The organism is Sulfurovum aggregans (genome assembly GCF_055385215.1).
Genome location: NZ_AP042387.1, coordinates 105,186 through 125,726, shown reverse-complemented (window position 1 = coordinate 125,726; position 20,541 = coordinate 105,186). Strand labels below are relative to the sequence as shown.

At 37.6% G+C, this 20,541-nt stretch carries 19 protein-coding genes and 1 tRNA gene; 15 read left to right on the top strand and 5 right to left on the bottom strand.

Annotated features, from left to right (window positions below):
* Nucleotides 1-34 precede the first annotated feature (34 nt).
* The 8 genes from ACZ48W_RS00550 (at nt 35) to ACZ48W_RS00515 (ending at nt 8,475) form a co-directional block, all read left to right on the top strand.
* Nucleotides 35-583 (top strand): hypothetical protein, encoded by a 549-nt coding sequence (locus ACZ48W_RS00550; RefSeq protein WP_464828820.1) that lies wholly within the window; start codon nt 35-37, stop codon nt 581-583.
* Entirely contained in the window at nt 555-2,510 is a 1,956-nt protein-coding gene (locus tag ACZ48W_RS00545) for an OmpA family protein (protein ID WP_464828819.1), read from the top strand. Before ACZ48W_RS00550 ends, ACZ48W_RS00545 begins: the two co-directional genes overlap by 29 nt.
* The gene (locus ACZ48W_RS00540; RefSeq protein WP_464828818.1) at nt 2,507-2,983 is read left to right on the top strand and encodes a Rab family GTPase; all 477 of its coding nucleotides are present in this window, start codon (nt 2,507-2,509) and stop codon (nt 2,981-2,983) included. Before ACZ48W_RS00545 ends, ACZ48W_RS00540 begins: the two co-directional genes overlap by 4 nt.
* Nucleotides 2,980-4,146, top strand: coding sequence for a GGDEF domain-containing protein (locus tag ACZ48W_RS00535; protein WP_464828817.1), 1,167 nt, complete (start codon nt 2,980-2,982; stop codon nt 4,144-4,146). Before ACZ48W_RS00540 ends, ACZ48W_RS00535 begins: the two co-directional genes overlap by 4 nt.
* Nucleotides 4,147-4,218: 72 nt before the next feature.
* Nucleotides 4,219-4,309, top strand: a tRNA-Ser gene (locus ACZ48W_RS00530).
* Nucleotides 4,310-4,449: 140 nt separating this feature from the next.
* Complete coding sequence (locus tag ACZ48W_RS00525; protein ID WP_464828816.1) at nt 4,450-4,764, top strand: hypothetical protein; 315 nt, start codon at nt 4,450-4,452, stop codon at nt 4,762-4,764.
* 89 nt (nt 4,765-4,853) lie between these two features.
* Nucleotides 4,854-6,122, top strand: a complete 1,269-nt coding sequence (locus tag ACZ48W_RS00520; protein ID WP_464828815.1) for a Y-family DNA polymerase — start codon at nt 4,854-4,856, stop codon at nt 6,120-6,122.
* A 67-nt stretch (nt 6,123-6,189) separates the two neighbouring features.
* The gene (locus ACZ48W_RS00515) at nt 6,190-8,475 is read left to right on the top strand and encodes a putative bifunctional diguanylate cyclase/phosphodiesterase (RefSeq protein ID WP_464828814.1); all 2,286 of its coding nucleotides are present in this window, start codon (nt 6,190-6,192) and stop codon (nt 8,473-8,475) included.
* Nucleotides 8,476-8,511: 36 nt separating this feature from the next.
* Here ACZ48W_RS00515 and ACZ48W_RS00510 read toward each other — a convergent pair whose 3' ends face one another.
* Nucleotides 8,512-9,096 carry a tetratricopeptide repeat protein gene (locus tag ACZ48W_RS00510; protein ID WP_464828813.1) on the bottom strand — a complete coding sequence of 195 codons (585 nt, stop codon included), beginning with the start codon at nt 9,094-9,096 and terminating at the stop codon, nt 8,512-8,514.
* 113 nt (nt 9,097-9,209) lie between these two features.
* Complete coding sequence (locus ACZ48W_RS00505; RefSeq protein WP_464828812.1) at nt 9,210-11,849, bottom strand: valine--tRNA ligase; 2,640 nt, start codon at nt 11,847-11,849, stop codon at nt 9,210-9,212.
* Between the two features lie 96 nt (nt 11,850-11,945).
* On the opposite strand from ACZ48W_RS00505, the gene ACZ48W_RS00500 reads away from it, so the two are divergent.
* Nucleotides 11,946-12,383 (top strand): hypothetical protein, encoded by a 438-nt coding sequence (locus tag ACZ48W_RS00500; RefSeq protein WP_464828811.1) that lies wholly within the window; start codon nt 11,946-11,948, stop codon nt 12,381-12,383.
* Here the strand turns inward: ACZ48W_RS00500 and nhaA are convergent.
* Nucleotides 12,355-13,524 (bottom strand): Na+/H+ antiporter NhaA, encoded by a 1,170-nt coding sequence (gene nhaA, locus ACZ48W_RS00495; RefSeq protein WP_464828810.1) that lies wholly within the window; start codon nt 13,522-13,524, stop codon nt 12,355-12,357. The two genes, ACZ48W_RS00500 and nhaA, sit on opposite strands and share 29 nt — an antisense overlap.
* A 187-nt stretch (nt 13,525-13,711) precedes the next feature.
* Between nhaA and ACZ48W_RS00490 the strand changes: the two genes are divergently transcribed.
* From ACZ48W_RS00490 to ACZ48W_RS00480, 3 genes are all read left to right on the top strand, one after another.
* Nucleotides 13,712-15,031, top strand: a complete 1,320-nt coding sequence (locus tag ACZ48W_RS00490; protein ID WP_464828809.1) for an IS1380 family transposase — start codon at nt 13,712-13,714, stop codon at nt 15,029-15,031.
* 293 nt (nt 15,032-15,324) lie between these two features.
* The gene (locus ACZ48W_RS00485) at nt 15,325-15,519 is read left to right on the top strand and encodes a hypothetical protein (protein WP_464828808.1); all 195 of its coding nucleotides are present in this window, start codon (nt 15,325-15,327) and stop codon (nt 15,517-15,519) included.
* A gap of 12 nt (nt 15,520-15,531) precedes the next feature.
* Nucleotides 15,532-15,711, top strand: a complete 180-nt coding sequence (locus ACZ48W_RS00480) for a hypothetical protein (protein WP_464828807.1) — start codon at nt 15,532-15,534, stop codon at nt 15,709-15,711.
* Nucleotides 15,712-15,767: 56 nt separating this feature from the next.
* On the opposite strand, the gene ACZ48W_RS00475 is transcribed toward ACZ48W_RS00480, so the two are convergent.
* Nucleotides 15,768-16,379 carry a class I SAM-dependent methyltransferase gene (locus ACZ48W_RS00475; protein WP_464828806.1) on the bottom strand — a complete coding sequence of 204 codons (612 nt, stop codon included), beginning with the start codon at nt 16,377-16,379 and terminating at the stop codon, nt 15,768-15,770.
* A 336-nt stretch (nt 16,380-16,715) separates the two neighbouring features.
* On the opposite strand from ACZ48W_RS00475, the gene ACZ48W_RS00470 reads away from it, so the two are divergent.
* Genes ACZ48W_RS00470 through ACZ48W_RS00460 form a run of 3 tightly spaced genes read left to right on the top strand, consistent with a single transcriptional unit; the run spans nt 16,716 to nt 19,531 of the window.
* Nucleotides 16,716-17,156 carry a DoxX family protein gene (locus tag ACZ48W_RS00470; RefSeq protein WP_464828805.1) on the top strand — a complete coding sequence of 147 codons (441 nt, stop codon included), beginning with the start codon at nt 16,716-16,718 and terminating at the stop codon, nt 17,154-17,156.
* Entirely contained in the window at nt 17,149-18,846 is a 1,698-nt protein-coding gene (locus ACZ48W_RS00465) for a glutamate synthase-related protein (protein ID WP_464828804.1), read from the top strand. The genes ACZ48W_RS00470 and ACZ48W_RS00465 overlap by 8 nt, the downstream gene beginning before the upstream one ends.
* Nucleotides 18,847-18,895: 49 nt before the next feature.
* Nucleotides 18,896-19,531, top strand: coding sequence for an Hsp20/alpha crystallin family protein (locus ACZ48W_RS00460; RefSeq protein WP_464828803.1), 636 nt, complete (start codon nt 18,896-18,898; stop codon nt 19,529-19,531).
* A 64-nt stretch (nt 19,532-19,595) separates the two neighbouring features.
* Here ACZ48W_RS00460 and ACZ48W_RS00455 read toward each other — a convergent pair whose 3' ends face one another.
* The gene (locus ACZ48W_RS00455) at nt 19,596-20,468 is read right to left on the bottom strand and encodes an LOG family protein (protein WP_464828802.1); all 873 of its coding nucleotides are present in this window, start codon (nt 20,466-20,468) and stop codon (nt 19,596-19,598) included.
* Nucleotides 20,469-20,541: the final 73 nt, after the last annotated feature.

Genomic DNA, 20,541 nt, shown 5'->3' with positions numbered 1-20,541 from the left:
TTAAAAGATTTTATTTTCATAAAAAGAGGCAAAAATGTCAGATAAAAATATAAATAATGTAGATCAGATCAGAGATATTATCTTCGGTTCTCAAATTAAAGATTTTGAAGAAAGGTTCAACAGCTTGAACAATACTCTCAAAATTTTGGAAGATAAACTTACAAAAGCTTTTCATGAATCACACGTAAAACTTCAGAAAGAGACAGAGCGTTCGCTTGAAGTGATTGAAAAAAAGATAGACAATCTTTCCTCTGCTACTCAAAAAGAAAGAAGTAAACTCAAAGAGCTTATAGATACTACTGATGAAAGCTTGCAAGATCAGATCAATAATCAAAAAGATGAATTTGATGCAAAACTGAAGATAATAAAAGAGAATATTTCTGATGAAAATAAAAAAATGTCAGAAAATTTAAATGTGATGAAAGCAGAAATCCAAGCAACACTGGAAGCAGGACTTGATAAGCTTTCTGATGATAAACTCTCCCGTGATTCTATGGCACAAATGCTTTTAGATGTTGCCATGAAGATACAAGGTACGGATATAGGTTCTGCTCTTGCACAAGGCACGAAGACTGAAAAATAGTATTTCGGAGTTAGAACAGCTTAAGAAGCTGCTTCTTGAGCCTGAACTCGAACAGCTTAAAAAACTAGAAGCAAAATTAAAAACACTTGATTTCCAATCTCAGGATCAAGAGACTATCATAGAAAGAGTTACTCCTCTATTTGATGAAATCCTTTTGGAACGCTTACGAAATAAAGATGCCCAAACAATCAAAATACTTTCAGATCATTTTACAAAGATTATCTCTCAATCATCTTCAAATAACCTGACTGAACTCAGTGAGTCACTTCAAAGTGTGATAGCCCCGGCTATTGCAAAAGAGATCGCTGAAAATCAGAATGTAATGGTAGATGCACTGTATCCGATTATGGGTGGGATGATCTCTAAATATGTTTCTACTGCAATTAAAGAGATGATAGAAAGCATCAATGAAAAAATAGAAGATGGACTCTCTTTTGATAAATACAAACGAAAGATCAAATCTAAAATTACAGGTGTCAGTGAAACGGAATTACTTCTGGAAGAGAGCAGTGATGCGACTATCCAATCTTTGTTTGTGATCCAAAAAGAGACAGGATTACTTGTCGCAGAAGCCCATCTGAATGATAAAGAGATCGATGATCCGCATATGGTCGCTTCTATGGCAAGTGCCATTAAAGATTTTGTAAACGACTGGATACAAAATGCCAAAGAGAGCTCTGAAGTACAACTACTCAGTTACGGGAATGCTACGCTTTACATTGAGAGTGCCGGCTCTGTGTACTTGATCGCTTTTTTGGATGCTGAACCGGATCACGAACAGCGTTCAAAAATTAATGAATTCTTCGCAAAGCTGGTTAAAAACTATAGTTCATATTTTCAACATTTTGATGGTGATGACAGCAGTGAAGAGGTTAAGTCAATCTCACAAATGATGCATACTTTTTTATATATGCAAACAAAAACCGAAAAAGAGAACGATACAGAATCCAAGAAAAGCCTTATAAAAAAAAGCCCTGTGAAATATATATTGATTTTTCCAGGCGTCATTTTGTTCGGTTACTTCTTCTACTTATTGAATCAATATTATTTTGCTTATCGTTTGGAAAATCATATTTTGGGAAAAACACAACAAAGTGTGCATATTAAGCGTATAGATAACAAAATGCATATTTCTGGCAATATTTCATCAATGCATGATTTTTATGCAATTCAAAAAATCATTTTAAAAGAAACCGGAGAAACGTTTATCAATGATATGCATATGCCTCTAGAAGAGATAGATAAAAAATTTACTAATCAAAATAATCTTATTTCACAAGTAGAAGGTAATCTCTCTGTACATATGAGTCAGCTGCTAGACAAGGTAGCTACACTAGAACAAAGAATGAATACTTTAGCAGCAAAATATGATAATGCACAAACTGAAATAGACAGACTAAAAAACACAACAAGTCAAATAAAAAAAATTACGCAGATGAAACAACACATTATAAAGAAATTAGCGAAACGATTTGCAAAAAATGATACATTTTGTAGTGAAGATGCTTCTTTGGATTTTAAAAATAAAAGACTGTTCAATATAGAGGATGTCATACCAAACATAGAAGTAATCAAGCCTCTTGCTGATGCTTTTGAAATATATGTTGAACAATTGATGAATGATAAACAAATAGCACCATATATTAAAAGTATCATCATTGAGGGATATACAGACAGTAGTGGAAGCTATGCATATAATAAAAACCTTTCACTACAAAGAGCACTGAAGATAAAAGAGTATTTGTTGCAATTAAATGTTTCAAAAAAATATCATCTTGTAAAGATATTACAAGCCAAAGGCTTAGCCAACGAAAATTCTATTATTGTAAATGGGGTAGAGGACAAAGAAGCTTCAAGACGAATTAAGATAAAATTTGAAATAAATACACAAAAAATGATAAATTCTATAAAGAAAACAAATACATGATTAGAAAAAAAATACTGCTTCTTGGAGACTTTTGTGTTGGCAAGACCAGTCTTATCCGTAGGTATGTAGATAATACTTTTAATGATAGTTATCTAACAACCATAGGGGTAAAGATATCAAAGAAGTTACTGATCTTAAATGATATAGAATGTGAACTTCTTATATGGGATGTAGAGGGTGCTACACCCATGAAAAGTATACCTCATTCCTATTTTAAAGGGGCGAGTGGGGCTATCTTTGTCTGTGATGTGAATAGAAGTGAAACCATAGAAAGTCTTAATGAACATATCAATACCTTTTTAGTGCTTAATCAGAATGCAAAATATGTTGTAGCCTATAACAAATCCGACCTGTTAAACATACAACAACAAGAAGCACTTAACCTCTCGGGAAATGCATTTTTGACCTCTGCTAAAGACGATAGTAATGTTGATACTCTTTTTATTACACTAGCCAAGGAGATATTGCTGTGAGAAATATACAAATCATACTTAATGCTATACTGTCCAAAAACATTTTTGAATACATTTTGGTTGATAGAGAATTAAATGTGATCAGTGCATCTGATGGTGTGAAGAAATATCTTGATAGTACACCCAAAGAGGGTGATAATATTTTAGATTATTTACCTGAATTGGTAGGTAACGAAGAAGAGATCAAAAAGATCTTTGTTGAAAAATACTGTCTTTTTAGTTTGGAATCTGTACATAAAAATGAGTATTATGTTAATATTTCCATAGAATACTGTGATCAAAATACAGCCATTGTATTAATTCACAATATTACTGCGATCACACTTAGCAAACAAAATCTACTTCAATACAGTAATGAATCTACATTGCTGTATAATACTTTACAAAAAGTAGTTGATAACCAAAATGCACTGCTTTTTGTTACAGATGCTGAAAAAATTGAATTTGCAAATAAAAAATTTATAGACTATTTTCATGCAAAAGATATAGAAGACATTAGAAGAAAAAATTTAAAACTTTACGAAAAATTTGATAATACCCTAAAAAATTATGATGAACTTTTTGATCGTGTTGATGGTAATGAAGAACATATCAAAATAGGTAATGATACTTTCATTTTACAAGCAACACTTGTTGAGACAAGATATAAACTTTTTACGCTTACGAAGATCACAAATCTTTCCAAGATAATGCAACTTGACCCTTTGACCAATGTGTATCGAAAAGGCTATCTAAGCAATAGACTTAAAGAGATGCTAAAAGAGAAAAAAAGTAATTTTGCTTTGATCGTACTTGACCTTGATGACTTCAAGAAAATAAATGATACATACGGACATCAGGTTGGTGATGAAGTCCTAAAAGAATTTACATCATTAGTAAAAAGTCATACACGTAAAGAAGACATTTTTGCCAGATGGGGAGGTGAAGAATTTTTACTATTATTAGAAGATAGCAGTCTTGAGGATGCTATGATCAAAGCTGAAGATATTCGTCAAATCATTGATAGACACTCTTTTAATACCATAGGACATCTTTCATCAAGTCTTGGGTTAGCCTATCGTCAAGAGAATGATGATAGTGATAGCATATTGAGAAGGGCAGATAAAGCACTTTATGAAGCAAAAATAAATGGTAAAAATCAAGTTGTATTGAAAAAAGATTAAAAAAGAAAAAAATAAGCTTTTTTAAGCTTTCATTTAAGGCAAATGCATTATAATCTCACCCACAAAACACACGGACAGTTGGGTGAGTTGGCTGAAACCACATCCCTGCTAAGGATGCGTACTGGTAACGGTACCGAGGGTTCGAATCCCTCACTGTCCGCCATTCAAATCCTCTTAATATTTATACTATTCCAAAATTCTTTTCATTGATTTAGATTATTTGTACAATTATTGTATGATTCTGTTATTGTATCCTTCAAACCAAAGTAAAATGATCATTATTAAACATGTAAAGGACAAAAATTGGAACGTATTAAGCGATTTGCCAAATTTACAAAGAAAATTGGTAAAGGCATTAATATAGAGATCAGAGAAACCATTGAGATCCCTTCTCTTATCAGAAAAAAAGAATACAGAAAAGCTGGCTATCAGATCATAGATATATTCAAAATGGCTGGACTGACTGTTATTTGGATCGTTCCGGGAGGAGCAGTCATCACCACAATGATCCTAAAGCTCTCCCACAAAACCAGACCAAGTGCTTTTCAACCTTCCGGTGAAGACAGTCCATCAGAAAATGATCCTCAGACAAAAAACAGCAACCCTTCCCTCTCATAAAGTTAAAAAGTATGACATTCTGTCATACTTTTTACTTTTTTGTTCAAAGTCGGATATACTTGGTCAAATATAAAAACAAGGCTTTTCATTTGTTCCTGCATATAGATATAGACAGTTTTTTTGCTTCTGCTGAACGCTCTGTGGATACTTCTCTCAAAGGGATACCTGTGGCTGTAGGAAGTCGTAGCAATCTGGAAATATTTAATAAAAAACGAACTCATATCAAACTGATGAATGATAACAGTGGAGCGTTTGTAACCCCTGTGTTTTATAGTGATAAAAAGAAAACCTTTGAGTCTTACTTTGTAGATGACATAGATGGACGTAAGAAGATACGGGGTATCGTGACGACAGCCAGTTATGAAGCCAGGGCCATGGGTGTTAAAACAGCCATGCCTATTGCCCAGGCGTTACAGCTTTGCCCTCAAATGGTAGTAGTGCCATCAAATTATCCACTGTATCATAAACTGTCACATAAAATCCATGCCTTTATGACAGCACATATACCTCAAGTAGAGCAGTACAGCATAGATGAATTTTTCGGTGATGTAAGTGGATGGATAAAAGATGAAGAGGTCTACAGTTTTGCAAAAGAACTACAGGCAAAGATATTGGAGCATTTTGATATCCCTGTCTCTATAGGCATCGCTAAGGCAAAGTGGATAGCCAAGCTTGCCACAGAATCTGCTAAACCTTATGGCGTTTATGAAGTGAAAAATATAGACACTTATATTGAAAAAATACCTGTAAAGGCATTCCCGGGAATAGGAAAGGGATTTCAGAAGAGACTGGGAGATCATTACATCTCAACGCTGGGTGATATAAAACGGCACAGATCACTTCTTTATTCATGGAAAAAACCGGGGATTCAACTCTATCATCGCGTTACAGGAAGCGATAATGAAGGTATAACTGACAAAAGAGACAGAAGATCCATAGGTATCAGTCGTACTTTTGATGCTATTTACGCTGCAAATGAAGTGAAACGCCGTATCATGATCATGGCAAGGCACATTGTCTATATGGTCATGGCGATAGAAGTAAATCCTACAACATATTATCTGAAAATAAATTATGAGTATGGTACAAAAGTAAAAAAAAGTACAACCGTAGACAGAGTATTCAGTGAAACTCTTTTTAAAACAATATTGGCCAGAATGTATGAAGAACTTTCTCTTCCTTCGAAAGGAGCCATAAAACTTTCACTTAATGTTTCCAATTTCAGTTCACAGCATAAAAAAACGCTTTCCTTGATGCATTTTGAGACAGATATGAATGAAAACCGATTAAGTCAAGAGATACAAAAACTAAGAGAACGTTTTGGACTGGATATTATTAGGACAGGTGATGAATTATAAGTATTAATAAATTTGTATTTTGTCTTAATGACAAATTATATTTAGTGTATAAGTGTATAATAGAATCATGATTATTTTTAAAAAATTATTTAAGTTGAGACATTATCAGGGAGTAAAGAGGGAAGTAGTTCAAAATCTTTTTTCATTTGCAAAAAGAACGCTTATTTCTCTTATCCTTTTAGAAACTATTTTCCTGTTTTTTCTGATGCCTGTCGCAGGGAAGAGTATATTGATCTGGTATGGGGCTATTGTTGCATTAACCTTGGTACGATTTTATGATGCCTATATTTTTGAAAAGTATCCAGACAGGTATCCCCTTGTTTTTTGGCATAAGCAATTTATTCTAAAAGCATGGCTCACAGCATTTCTATTATCTTTCTTAGCCCTTTGGATAGCACCTATGTTGGATTATTACCAACAGCTTCTTATCTTTACGATATTGATCGGGATCAGTGGAGGAGCTGTTAATTCTCTTGCTGAAGATGCCCGTACAGCTATAGGATATTTACTCATACTGCTTATTCCCATATCAATCGAAATGCTTTTTCTCATGAGAGTAGATACGATCATTCTTGCTTTTTTACTGATTCTCTATTTCTTTACTCAGATCAGTATTATTTTACATGCAACTGAACAGAGCCGTGCTCTGGAAATGAAAAATCGTGAGATATCAAAAGTACAGGCAACACTTCATGAAAAGCAGGAAATGCTTCAGCTCTTTTTCAAACAGGCACCTATCGGGATCTTTACCTATGATACTGCGCTGAACATCATTGACTGCAATCAGTCTTTTTTAACTCTTTTCGATCTGAAAAGAGAGGAGATAATCGGCAAGAACATTAATGATCTTCCCGATAAAAAACCAACGGAAGTGATACAGGATTCACTCATCATGGGAACACAGACCTATGTCGGTCCTTATCACTCTATTAAGAATAAAGAATTCTGGGTTGAGGCAAAATGCTCTCCTATCTACGGACAGGGAAATGTCATCATTGGCGGTGTAGTGCTTATAGAAGATAAAACAAAAGAACATGCTGCACTTAAAGAGTTGAAATATCTTGTATCACATGATCCTTTGACATCCCTTTGTAACAGAAGAGGCTTTAAAGAATTTATGGAAGATATGATCAACGAAGAAAAACACCACAGTTATTTTTCGATTCTCTTTTATCTGGATCTGAACCATTTTAAATATATTAATGACTCTTTGGGACATACCTTTGGAGATAAACTTTTGATAGAAATAGCCAAACGGTTGCAGTTACTTATTGAAAGGTCAAATAATTTAACCCGATTAGGGGGAGATGAGTTTGTTGTTGTCATTCCTTTTGTTGCAAAAGAGATGGATAAGACAAAAAATAAAGCTGATGAATATGTACTGAAAATAGAAGAATGTTTTAATAAGCCTTTTATCATAGATGGTATGAGGCTCAATATAAAGACAAGTATAGGTATTGTGATCATTGAACCGAATTTTTATAATATCGAAGAGATCGTAAGACATGCAGATATTTCCATGTACCAGGCAAAAAAGTACGGTCAGGAGCATATCTCATACTACAATACCAAGCTGGATGCTGAACGTAAAAAAACATTTGACCCTCAGAATGATCTTATTTTTGCAATACAAGAGGATCAACTAGAACTCTTCCTTCAGCCGATCGTTAATATTAAAGATGATTCACTGCGTGCAGCAGAGGCTCTTATACGTTGGAAACATCCGAAAAAAGGGGTGATCCTGCCTGCAGACTTTATCTCGCTGGCCATTGAGTCCGGTGCTATTTCAGATATTGGATGGTGGGTATTGGAAAAAGTATGTCTCTATATTTCCCAATGGAAAGAACGGGGTGAATGGAAATTAAGATATGTTTCCATTAATATCAATGCAAAACAGTTGATCAAAAGTGATTTTACAAATACCTTTTTCTCAAAACTGAGACAGTACGGGGTTGATAACAGTGATATTAAAATTGAGATCACGGAAACATCATTGATCGATAATTTTGAAATAACCCAGCAGGTCATTAAAGAGCTTCGCAGCAACGGAATAAAATGTGCTATTGATGATTTTGGAACAGGATACTCTTCTCTTTCCTATCTGAAAAAACTCTCATTTTCTGTTTTAAAGATAGACAGAGAGTTTATTCGTGATATGTTATACAATGAAGAGCATATTATACTGATACGAACGATCATTGAAATCGGAAAACAATTTAATTATAATATCGTAGTAGAGGGAATAGAAGAAGAGGCACAGAAAGAGATCGATGATACCCTTAGTTATCAGGGGTATCTTATCAGTCCTCCGATTCCGGAACCAGAGTTCAGAAAGAAATTCTTAAATAGTTGAAGATTCTACTTATGATCTTGGATCAGAGAAATCACTTTAAAAAACGATCTGTCCGTCATTTTGCATACGCATCATGATCTCTTTGGCTTTTTGGTGTCCCTGGAAAGAGGCTTTTCTGCACCACTCTATGGCTTTTTCTTTATCTTCCGTACAGCCTAAGCCCATATCATAGAGTGCTCCCAAATTGAACTGTGCAGAGGCATTTCCAGCCATGGCGGCTTTTTTGAAAAGCACATAGGCTTTTTTATAATCCTGTTCTACACCGCGTCCCTCTTTGAACATGGCAGCCAGGTTGTTAAATGCATCGATGTTGCCTCTTTTTGCAGCTTCTTCATACCAGAAAGCAGCTTCTGAGAAGTTCTGCTCACATCCTTCACCGTTTTCAAGCATGAGTGCTACTTCAAACTGTGCTACAGGGACTTCTCTTGTCGCAGCTTCAAGATGGTTATCAAAAGCCTTTTTAGAGTCCTGTTCTACACCAAAGCCTCTGAAGTAAAGAAATCCGAGGTAATAGAAGCTTGTAGATTCTTTTTGCTCTGCCAGTCGGCTGTAGAGTAGAAATGCTTTGTCATACTCTTTAGAAAGTAGCGCATCATAGGCTTCTTTAATTTGTGTTTGCATGAAGTTTTCCTTAAAATAATGAATAATTTAAATTGTCAGTGAGTTTATCTGGAGAAAATAAATATTGACTGAAAAGATTATTTTTAGAGGGACGGTAAACCGACCCTGTGGATTTATTTGCTAAACCCTTCAAGTTCAGCAGATACTTTATCCATCTTGCTTTGTGCTTCTTGCAAAGCCTTTTTATTCTCAGCGATCACTTGCTCTGGAGCGTTAGCTACAAATTTTTCATTGTTCAGCATACCGTTTAGCTTTTGTATCTCTTTTTCCAGTTTCTCTTTTTGTTTAGAGAGTTTGGAGATGATAGCTGACATATCAATATCAGCTGTTGAGATCATCGTTTCAAGCGAATCAGAGACATCTGTTACACAGTTGTCCGGCTTTTCCGTTACAAAACTGATCTCTTCGACTTTTCCTAGTTTTTCTATGAATGGCTTGAGCAGGGCAGTGTCCGCCTCTTTATTAAACTTGATAGAAGCTTTTTCGATCTTTTGATTCCCTTTTTCAATGAGTGTTTTACAACGCCTTACTGAAACAATAGCTTCGATGGCAAGGTTGAACTGTTCTGCTATCTCTTCATCTATAGCAGTAACTTTAGGATAGGGCATTACCATAATAGATTCAGTTTCACTCAGTTCTTGTCCGGAAAGTCTCTGATAGAGGTTTTCAGTGATGAACGGCATAAAAGGGTGCAGAAGCTTGAGTGACTCTTTAAAGATGCTTCCCAACTCAGATACACTCTCTTTACTTGCTTTAGAAAGCTCGATACCCCAGTCACAGAATTCACCCCACATAAAGCGGTAGAGTGTGGTTGCTGCATCATTGAAACGGTAGACATCCATGAACTCTCGGGTCTCTTTGACTGCAAGGTTGAAACGTGAGAGCATGTAACGTCCAAGAGGAGTTTGAATGTTCTCTTGAACCAGGTCCTCAAAGGTCTCCTGATTCAACTGCAGGTAATTCGTTGCATTAAAGAGCTTGTTCGTAAAATTACGGCTCTGTTCAAGCTTCTCTTCACTCAGTTTAATATCACGCCCCTGTACAGCAAGTACAGCCAGTGTAAATCTAAGTGCATCGGTAGAGTACTTCTCTATCATCACTAAAGGATCGATAACATTTCCTTTGGACTTAGACATTTTTTCTCCTTTCTCGTCTTTGACGAGAGCATGCAGGTAAATGTCTTTGAATGGTAGCTCACCCATGATGTTCTCACCCATCATCAACATACGTGCAACCCAGAAGAAGAGGATGTCAAACCCTGTGATAAGCAGGTTGTTAGGGTAGAAGTTTGCAAGATCTTCTTCTGTCCATTTTTCACCTTTAAAGGTATCTCCATTCCCCCAACCCAGTGTAGAAAACGGCCAAAGTCCGGAAGAGAACCATGTATCCAGAACATCCGGGTCTTGGTGGATATTCTTGCTTCCGCATTTAACACATTCACAAGGTGTCTCTCCCTCAAAGGCAAATTCTGCACCACAGTCATCACAATACATTACCGGTATCTGGTGTCCCCACCAGAGTTGACGAGAGATACACCAGTCACGAAGCTCACCCATCCATGCATTGTAAGAGTTGATCCAGTGAGAAGGGAAGAATTCAGCTTCACCATTGTTTACTTTTTCAATGGATGCTTTGGCAAACTCTTTTTTGACGAACCATTGTTTAGAGATATACGGCTCTACAATGTTTTTACATCGGTAACAGTGTCCTACCTGATGTGCATGGTCTTCTACTTTTTCTACATAACCTTCAGTATCAAGTTTTGCCATAATAGCATCTCTTGCTTCAAGGCGCTCCATGCCTTCAAACTCTCCACAGTACTCATTTAATATACCTTTTTCATCGAAAATAGTGATAAATTCAAGATCATGTCTTTTTCCTACTTCGTAGTCATTCGGATCATGTGCAGGAGTGACTTTAACGAAACCTGTACCAAACTCCATATCTACATGTTCATCTGCAATGATCTCCACTTCTCTGCCGATAAGTGGAAGCCTTACGGTTTTCCCTATAAGATGTTTATGTCGTTCATCATCCGGATGTACCATGACAGCTGTATCACCAAAGTATGTCTCCGGACGTGTTGTTGCAACGACTACTACGCCTGAACCGTCTGTAAGAGGGTACCTGATATGGTAGAGTTTTCCCATATGGTCTTCATGTTCTACTTCGATATCAGAGAGGGCACCATCGTGAGTACACCAGTTTATCATGTAGTTCCCACGAACAATATGACCGTTGTCATACATCTGTTTAAAGGCTTTTTTTACACCGTTTGCAAGTCCTTCATCCATAGTAAAACGTTCACGTGACCAGGCAGGAGAAACCCCCAGTTTTCTAAGCTGATTGGTGATGGCATTCCCGGAATTGTCTTTCTGCATCCAGGCACGTTCCAAAAATGCTTCACGTCCAAGCGCTTCTTTTGTCGTACCTTCAGTCAATAATTGTTTCTCAACAACGTTCTGTGTAGCGATACCGGCATGGTCGGTACCAGGCTGCCAAAGTGTTTTAAACCCGTCCATACGCTTGTAACGTACGATGATGTCTTGAAGTGTAAATGTCAACCCGTGGCCGATATGCAGGTGTCCTGTAACATTGGGAGGGGGCATCATGATACAGAAGTTTTTTCCCTCTTCCTGTATCTTTTTGTTACCCTCTATCTCAAAGTATCCACGTTCTTCCCATATCTTATAATAGTTCTCTTCTATCTCTTTTGGGTTATATACTGCTTTTTTTTCTGTTGTTTCGCTCATGTTGCATCCATATCTAATGTATTATTGCCGCGATTATAGCGTAATGGTGCTTTTTCTTTTATGGCAGTTGGGTTATACTTTGATGAAAGGAGTACTATGACCTACACAGAATGGTTCGAAACCCATGCCCAAAAGCATGCTGACATTATGAAGACACTTACCCATTTGAGTGATGATGAAGTGATCGGGTATTTTGTTTATGAGAATATGAAAGAGAAACATCCGGACTTTTGTCCTCTTTATGCTCAAAATAAAAAATGTCATAAGATGGAAGAGCTGAATTGCTACTTCTGCGGATGTATGTACTTTCGTTTTTCAGATGAAGGGCTTAAGAAAGAGGAGGGTCGAACCTGCTACAGTATATGCAGCATAGAGGCAAAAAAAGGTAAAAGATTTGAAAGTGATGAGGCTATACATCAAGATTGTTCAGATTGCTGTATTCCACATAAAAGATCTGTGATAAAAAAGCACTTCTCCCGTGATTGGAGAGAAGTGATGAAGCAGACTATCGTTTCATTGCCATCTTCAAAATGAGATATCCGACAACTCCGGAGAAGAGTGAACCAAGCAGAATTGCCAGTTTATCGGCATAGTGGAAGAGTTTGGTATCGTTATAGGCGAGGGTGTCAACGAATAGACTCATGGTAAATCCGATACCTGTAAGAACAGCTACACCATAGAGTTGCATCCAGGTACTCTCTTTTGGCAATGATGCTATTCCCATCTTGATAGCCAACCATGAGAAACCAAATACACCTACCTGCTTACCTATGAAAAGTCCTGCCATGATACCCATAGGCACTGTTCCTCCCATCTCTTCAATGGAGAGATCTCTAAGGTCAACTCCTGCATTCACAAAGGCAAAGAGCGGCAAGATGAAGAATGCAACCCAGTAATGCAGGTCATTTTCCATTTTGTGTGACATAGAGAAAGTTTTTCCATTTTCATCTTTTGAGTAGAGAGGGATGAAAAATGCAAGTGCCACACCTGCCAAGGTGGCATGTACACCTGATTTCAGTACACTTACCCATAAAATGATACCTACCAAGATATAGGCTGACTGTCTGGCAACATGCATGCGGTTCATAATGAAGAGTATTGCCAATGCTATAGCTGCAACAGTAATGGATGCAGTGGAGAGTTCGCTGGTATAAAAAAGTGCTATGATCACAATAGCACCAAGGTCATCGATGATCGCCAGTGCCATAAGAAAGATCTTTAAAGAGACAGGTACTCTCTTTCCAAGCAAAGAGAGGATCCCCAGTGCAAATGCAATGTCCGTAGCTGTAGGAATAGCCCAACCGTTCATAGCAAATGATTCACCACGGTTAAAGGCTATAAAAACCAGTGCAGGTACAATCATGCCGCCAAGAGCAGCAATGCCCGGCAGGGCGATTTGAGAGAGAGAAGAGAGATGTCCTTCTATGACCTCTCTTTTTATTTCCAACCCGACAAGAAAGAAAAAGATTGCCATGAGTCCGTCATTTACCCATAGAAGAAGTGGTTTTGCTATCTGTAGAGCTCCAAAACGTATCTCTACAGGAGTATGCAGAAATCCTGTATAGAAAGAAGAGAGTACACTGTTTTGCAGCAGCAAGGCTAAAACAGTAACAATAATAAGCAGTATGCCGGACGATGAATCTTTTTTTATGAAATCTTTAATAACATCTTTCAAAGTATATCCTCTTTTTAAAATGCCGTTAGTTTAACTAAATTATACTAACCAAGGTAAATGATCCCAAATCCCGAAATAGAAAAACAAAAGAATAAGTGAAGATGCCGTAAAATACGAAGAAAGCCAGAGAAAAAGCCCACTCAACGCTTTCACCCAATGGGTGAGCTTTTTCCAGGAGGATAAAAGTATGGCACAAAGTGTTTTAAATTTCACTGTAGAGAGCACCGAAGAGAGACTGACACCCAGAGCAGGAGAGGCAGTCTTTGGAGAGTTTTTAAAAGCAATCAAGCTTGATCGGTTATGCAACCGATATCTTCCTTTACCTAAAAGTAACCGAGGCTACGATCCTTATACCTTTATCCATTCACTTGTTCTAATGTTACACAGTGGAGGCAGATATCTGGAGGATATCCGCACCCTTCAGACCGATCACGCACTCCAAGAACTACTTGGGATAAAGCATATTCCCACAGCAGACAGTATCGGCAAATGGCTCAAACGCTCCGGCAAAGTCAAGATGTCGGGGATGGAAAAACTCAACCGTACCTTGCTACAACGCTATCTTCGCAGAATAGATGAACCTTTGGTGCTTGATATTGATGCAACCGTGATAGAAAGCCATAAATCTATTGCGTTTACCACCTATAAAATGTTCCCGGGATTTACTCCCATCATTAGGCATCTTAATGGCGGCTATGTGATTCATCAGGAGTTTAGAGCCGGTAATGTAACACCTGCTGATCATAATCTTGCATTCGTCAAACAGTGTGAAGCACAACTTCCCAAACATCGAAAACTCTTCTATCTGAGAGCCGATAGCGCTTCGTATCAGTCATCACTGTTCAATTATTGCAATAATCGTAATATCATCTATGTGGTAGGCGGGCATCTTGACAGGAGTGTACTGACAAACATTGAAACAATTGATTCCTGGGAACCCCTTAGAACAATAAAAGGTACCGCACATCATCTCAAAGAAGAGGTAGCAGAATTTTACCACACGATGCAGAATACCGATCATGCCTTTCGTATGATTGTGATTAAAAAAACCACCACCCCATTGCTGCATGGCATGGAGGCGTTTCTAAGCCAGGAAGAGAAGCTGGCACTCGCTTCTGAACGTTACAGTGTGATTGCCACCAATGACTTGGAGAAAACAGCTGAAGAGATTGTACGCTTTTACCGACAACGGGGTGATACCAGTGAAAACCGAATCAAAGAACTGAAAAACGGGTTCAATCTGAAGTACCTGCCAACTTCAGACTTTCAAGCCAATGCGCTTTACTTTCATATCGGTACATTGGCATACAACCTGTTCATACTCTTTAAACGTATATTACATGTCAGCTGGCAAAAACACACCATTCAAACCATTCGCTATAAACTGTATCATATTGCAGGTAAAGTAGTCCATCATGCTCGCCAAATCGTGCTTAAAGTCAATGAAGCGTTTGTGGATATCCTCAATCACATACGGCATCAATGCTATTTGCTCAGTTTAGAGTAGCAACTTCACCACTGCGGCATTCCCTTTATCATTTCTTCTTCAGACAAAGTGACAGGATAGCTATGTCAAAAAATCAGGAAAATGGCTTTAAAAAGAGTATTTGACGCACCACTTTGTTGACATAGGGATACAAAGAGCTCTTTTAAGCACACTTTTTTACAGTTCGGAGACAAAAACGGGTTATAGTCTCTCAATTTTTATGAAATGAATTTTCTATTTCGGGATTTGGGATGATTACTATGGTTGACAATAGTGAAGGATTGAACTAAAATAAGAAAAAAGGAGTTTATGTTATGAAAAAGAAAATTGAAGAAGTTATAAATCGTATACAAAAATCAGATAAAATTGCCGAAGAGAACAAGCCGTTGATCATAGAAAAGATCGAAGAGTGGCGTAAAGAGAAGAGTGCGGTAAACGATATCGCTGTAAAACTTGAAAATTGGTGGATTGAAGTAGAACCTATTTTTGCAGAGTTGGGCTTGATCTGATATATGGTGATAATGACACAATACCCGTATGAAAAAACGTGGACCAAAACCACTGAAAAAGAGGCTTTGCGTATGATAGAAAAAGAGATGCCTGAAGCAGATGCTCAAGGCACACTTGACTATATACTGGGGGAGATACGGAAAGGAAAAACCATTACACTTGGTGAGTGTCGCTTTAAAGCCGGTTCATGATTGATCTAAGCCAATCGAAACTACCTGTATTGGCTGTTTCAGAGATTTGTCACACGTCATAACTTTGTCGCAATAATAAGTCTGACTACATCCAGGACTTTATGTTCAACTGATATAATTGTGAGACCAGCCTGTTCTATATTCTTTTGTGTTTCCCTTGTCATTGAGGTCCCGAGAAGTTTTTCTGATAGTATATTCATGAGGTATAACATTATATTCACTACAAAATATTTACTTTTCATATGTTCAAGAAATATGACTTTTCCTTTAGGTTTAACTACCCTGTATACTTCTTTTAAACCTGCGATCGGATCGGGAACAGTGCAAAATACAAAAGTACTGACTACTGCATCAAATGTATTATCTTTAAATTTCAGGTTTTGAACGTCCATCTCATATAGTTTAAGATCTTTTAATCCTGCTTCTATTTTTTTTCTCTTGGCAATTTCGAGCATTCCGGGACTAAAGTCTATTGCTGTCAAATCAACATTCCCATTGAAATAAGGCAGGTTTTTACCAGTTCCCACGCCAATCTCCAGCACTCTGCCGCAAGCATATGAGACGGCTTCTTTCCTTAACCTTTTAAAAAACAGTTTTTCAATCGGCCATTCAAACCGGTCATAGAGTTTTGCGATTCTTGAATATTTACGGGAGGTAAATTCTCTCATTTTCTTGATCCTTTTTCTATGGAATACACTAAGTTAATAAGATGTATCAAGCTATTTAGACATTTGACTATGAATCAGTGTGCAAGTCTATAACGACTTTTATCATCTGCAAACTTCACCGGACCGTTATAGTTCTTATGTATCTCTCTCTTTTTGTCTCTTTTTCTTTGCCTAATGTTCGCAACATCCTATGAGAAAGCAAAAGAGGAGAGAGAGTAATAGAATCAAAATAAGTTTCTTCATAAAGTTTTCCGGTTTTTCATTATTGCATAGAAGCTACACGATTAAAAGTGTATAATTATTCTATGTAATAGTTGTGTACCGGGAGGAAATTCTATGAAAGATTTTTTAGGAGAATGTCGTGTACTTTTTTCATATCCGAAAAATATCATTATTTTACTGGCACGATGGGCCATTGCCTATGGCTTTGCTGTACCGGCACTTGTGAAGATAAATGACCTGGAAGGGACAGTAAAGTGGTTTGAAAGTATTTCCATTCCTTTTCCCTCATTAGCGGCATATCTGGTGTCCGGTGTTGAAACACTGGGTATCGTATTACTCATATTGGGACTTTTTACCCGTATGATCTCTGTACTCCTCTCTTGTGTAATGTTGGGGGCTATGGTTTTTGTACATGCCCAACACGGTTTTTCTGTTGCAGATAACGGTATAGAGATACCAATGTATTATTTTATTTTTCTTATGATCTTTGCTACTTTCGGTGCAGGAAAATACAGTTTGGATCATCTGTTCTTCGAAGGGGAAAAATATGAATAAAGAGAATCTCTTCCATTATTTCACCATTCTCTCCGCAGACTGGGGCATACTGTTAAAACTTTTTTTCATTGTTATACTTCTGGTTATGGTCGCTGTTGCGATCTATGACCGTTTTGTACAAAGAAAGAACCAGGTACTTATCAACTATCCTCTTATAGGACGTTTACGTTATTTCTTTTATTTGCTGCGGAATCCTATGCGCCAGTATTTCGGTGATGAAACATTCTATGACTCTTTTGAGAAACTTGACTGGATCAATAAAGTCTCAGAAGGTAAAAATGCCTATCTCTCCTTTTCTACGGCCAATCCCTACGGGAACCAGAAAACATTGTTCAAACATGCCAATTTTGTCAAAGAGACACATGAAGTACAGAGTGATTTTTCTGTACTTTTCGGTCCGAACAGAAAAAAACCTTACCAGACTAAAAGTATTATAGGAAGATCTGCTATGAGTGATGGTGCCATTTCACCTGAAGGTACAAGGGCATTTGCCAGAGGTGCCTTTAATGGACATTTTCCCATCAATACCGGAGAAGGCGGTTTAACCTCAAACTTCCTTGCTACACTCAATTTGTGTGACTGTGATCATGCTTATCTAGAAAAAAAAGAGGGTACATGGTTTGCCAAATCTGTTTATAGGATCATGAAGTTCTTTACGAACAGAGAAGTGTCTCAGCGTCTTTACCGGAGTATGGTGGTACGTCAAAAAGACAAAGGGTCATTTATCTTTGATAGAACCGAACTGGTCTATTTTCGTATTGATTGGGATAAAGCATTGGAACTGTTTCCTGACAGTGTGCCATCCGGTGTACCTGATATCACATTTCAAATGGGAAGCGGTCTTTATGGTGTCAGAGACAAAGAGGGGAACTTTGATGAAGAACGTTATGTCAAAGTCATGCGTTTCTGCCGTATGACCGAAGTAAAACTGGCACAGGGAGCAAAGCAGACAGGAGGTAAACTGCTTGCAAGAAAAGTCAGTGATGATATCGCCTATTACAGAGGTATCCCTGTACATAAAGATCTTATCAGTCCAAATCGTTTTCCCTATGCTACAAATATGGAAACATTTTTTGATTTTATTGAACGTTTACAAAAAGTATCTGAAAAACCGGTAGGATTTAAGATCGTTATTTCATCCAAAGAAAGTTTTGAGATATATGCCAAAGCACTGAAAATGAGATTGGAAGAGGGGAAAAGTATCACGGATTTTATTACTCTGGACGGGGGTGACGGAGGAAGCGCTACCGCTCCGCTTGAAATGATGAGTAAGATCGGGTTACCCATACGGGAAGCACTTCACATCGTAAATGAAGTACTTGAAACCTATGGATTGCGAAAAGAGATAAAGATCATTGCTGCAGAAAAAGTACTTACTCCGGATGACATAGTAGAGTTGCTGTGCTATGGTGCAGACTTTGTGAATATTGCCAGAGGTTTTATGATATCAGCGGGGTGTATACGTGCCAGAGAGTGCAGTGGAGCAAACGGAAAAGACTGTCCTGTAGGACTTGCTACGATGAATGAAGCAAAAAGAAGCAAATACCTAGTGATAGAGAAATCAAAACACATAGCTTTTTATCATCATAAGCTTCTTCACGGTATACGCTCTTTGCTTGCTGTAATGGGCAAGACACATATTAATGAACTCTCTATGGATGACCTTCTTTTTCGATTAAAAAACGGTTAAACTTTGGCTCTTATAATTTGGTGAAGAAACCCATGTTAAGGAGCAAAGAATGTTAAGTAGAAAACTTTCCTTTTTAGTGTTGCCTCTTGTAGCAACATTGTCACTTCATGCAAGCGATCCTTTTAACGATCCGTTTTTCAATGACCCTTTCGGAGATGATATCTTTAAAGAGATGATGCAGATGCAACGTAATATGGATAAAATGTTCGAACGTATGCATCAGCGTATGCAGCAACGTTCATCAGGACTTGTAAGTCCATTGGGAACTTATAAAATAGCTGTACGTAATCAATTAGAAGATAAGGGGGATCATTATGAGTTGGTTACCAATATCCCTGAGAGCAAAGAGAACCATATAGATATTACAACAACCGATCATGTAATGTCGATCACAGCCAAGATCGTACAGGAACAGGAGAACAAAAGAGCGAACAGTGTAAGCAAGTCCCGTTCAGTCCGTATGTATCAGCAAAGTCTCTCTCTTCCGGATAATGCGGATGAAGGAACCATAAAAACTGCATATAGAGCAGGGAAACTTGTAGTGAGTATGGCTAAGAAAAAAACTGCAAGATCCGACTCGGCTGGGACATCCAAGGTAAAACCGGAAAAAGAAGAGAAAAAGAAGATGGAGGATAATAACACCATTAAAAAAAGAACACTCTCTGATAAAACTTCTATGAGTTGATCTTTTTTATGTTTTGGGACACTGGGAGAGCACTGCTTCCATGTCTCACAGGTGTTACAAGATATTAAAAAAGCGGTGTTTTATTTTCCTCATGCCAGTGAATAATCTTTTTCCAGGCTTCATTAGCCGATTCAGCATATATAAATATTCCTTCATCTTCCGGTGCAATGACATCTTCTTCCTTTAAAAAATCAAAATCAATCACACGTTTCCAATACGCTTCACCTATAAGAACAACAGGGATCTCCGGTGTTTTTCTGGTCTGTATCAGTGTCAATACTTCAAAGAACTCATCCAATGTACCAAAACCGCCGGGAAAGATGACCAGTGCTTTGGCACGCTGGAGAAAGTGTAATTTCCGTATGGCAAAATAACGGAATTGAAAACAGAGTTCAGGGGTGATATAGGGATTGGGGAACTGTTCATGTGCCAGATCAATATTAAGGCCTATGGATTTGGCACCCACATCCCATGCACCCCGGTTGGCAGCTTCCATAATGCCCGGACCACCCCCGGTCATCAATGTGACATGACAATCATCAGGACCTTTACCGCTCTTTCCGACCAGCTGTCCGAATTTACGTGCCTCATCGTAGTAAATACTTTTACTCACCATACTGTCAGCTCTTTTTAGAGCGCTTATCAGATCTTCTGAATGGGGAGACTTTTCTAATGCTTTCTTGATCTTTTCAAGTGTTTCCATTGCTTTGTCAAATTCAGTGATACGGGCACTTCCGAATACTACAATAGTATGGTCAATTCCCTGTTTCCTCATCTTCACCTCTGCCTTAAGATAATCAAGTTCCAGCCTTACACCTCTAGCTTCATTAGAGTAGAGAAAACCTTTATCTTCCTCTGCTACCTCAAAACTGGGGTGGCGCATAATGGTTTTTATCTGTTTTAATGTTTTATTGTTCTTTTTTGATGTTTTTTTCATATTCAATACCTCTACAGGAATTATACATATTTTTTAACTGAATAACTTTGAATGCTTTTTCATGCTATAATTT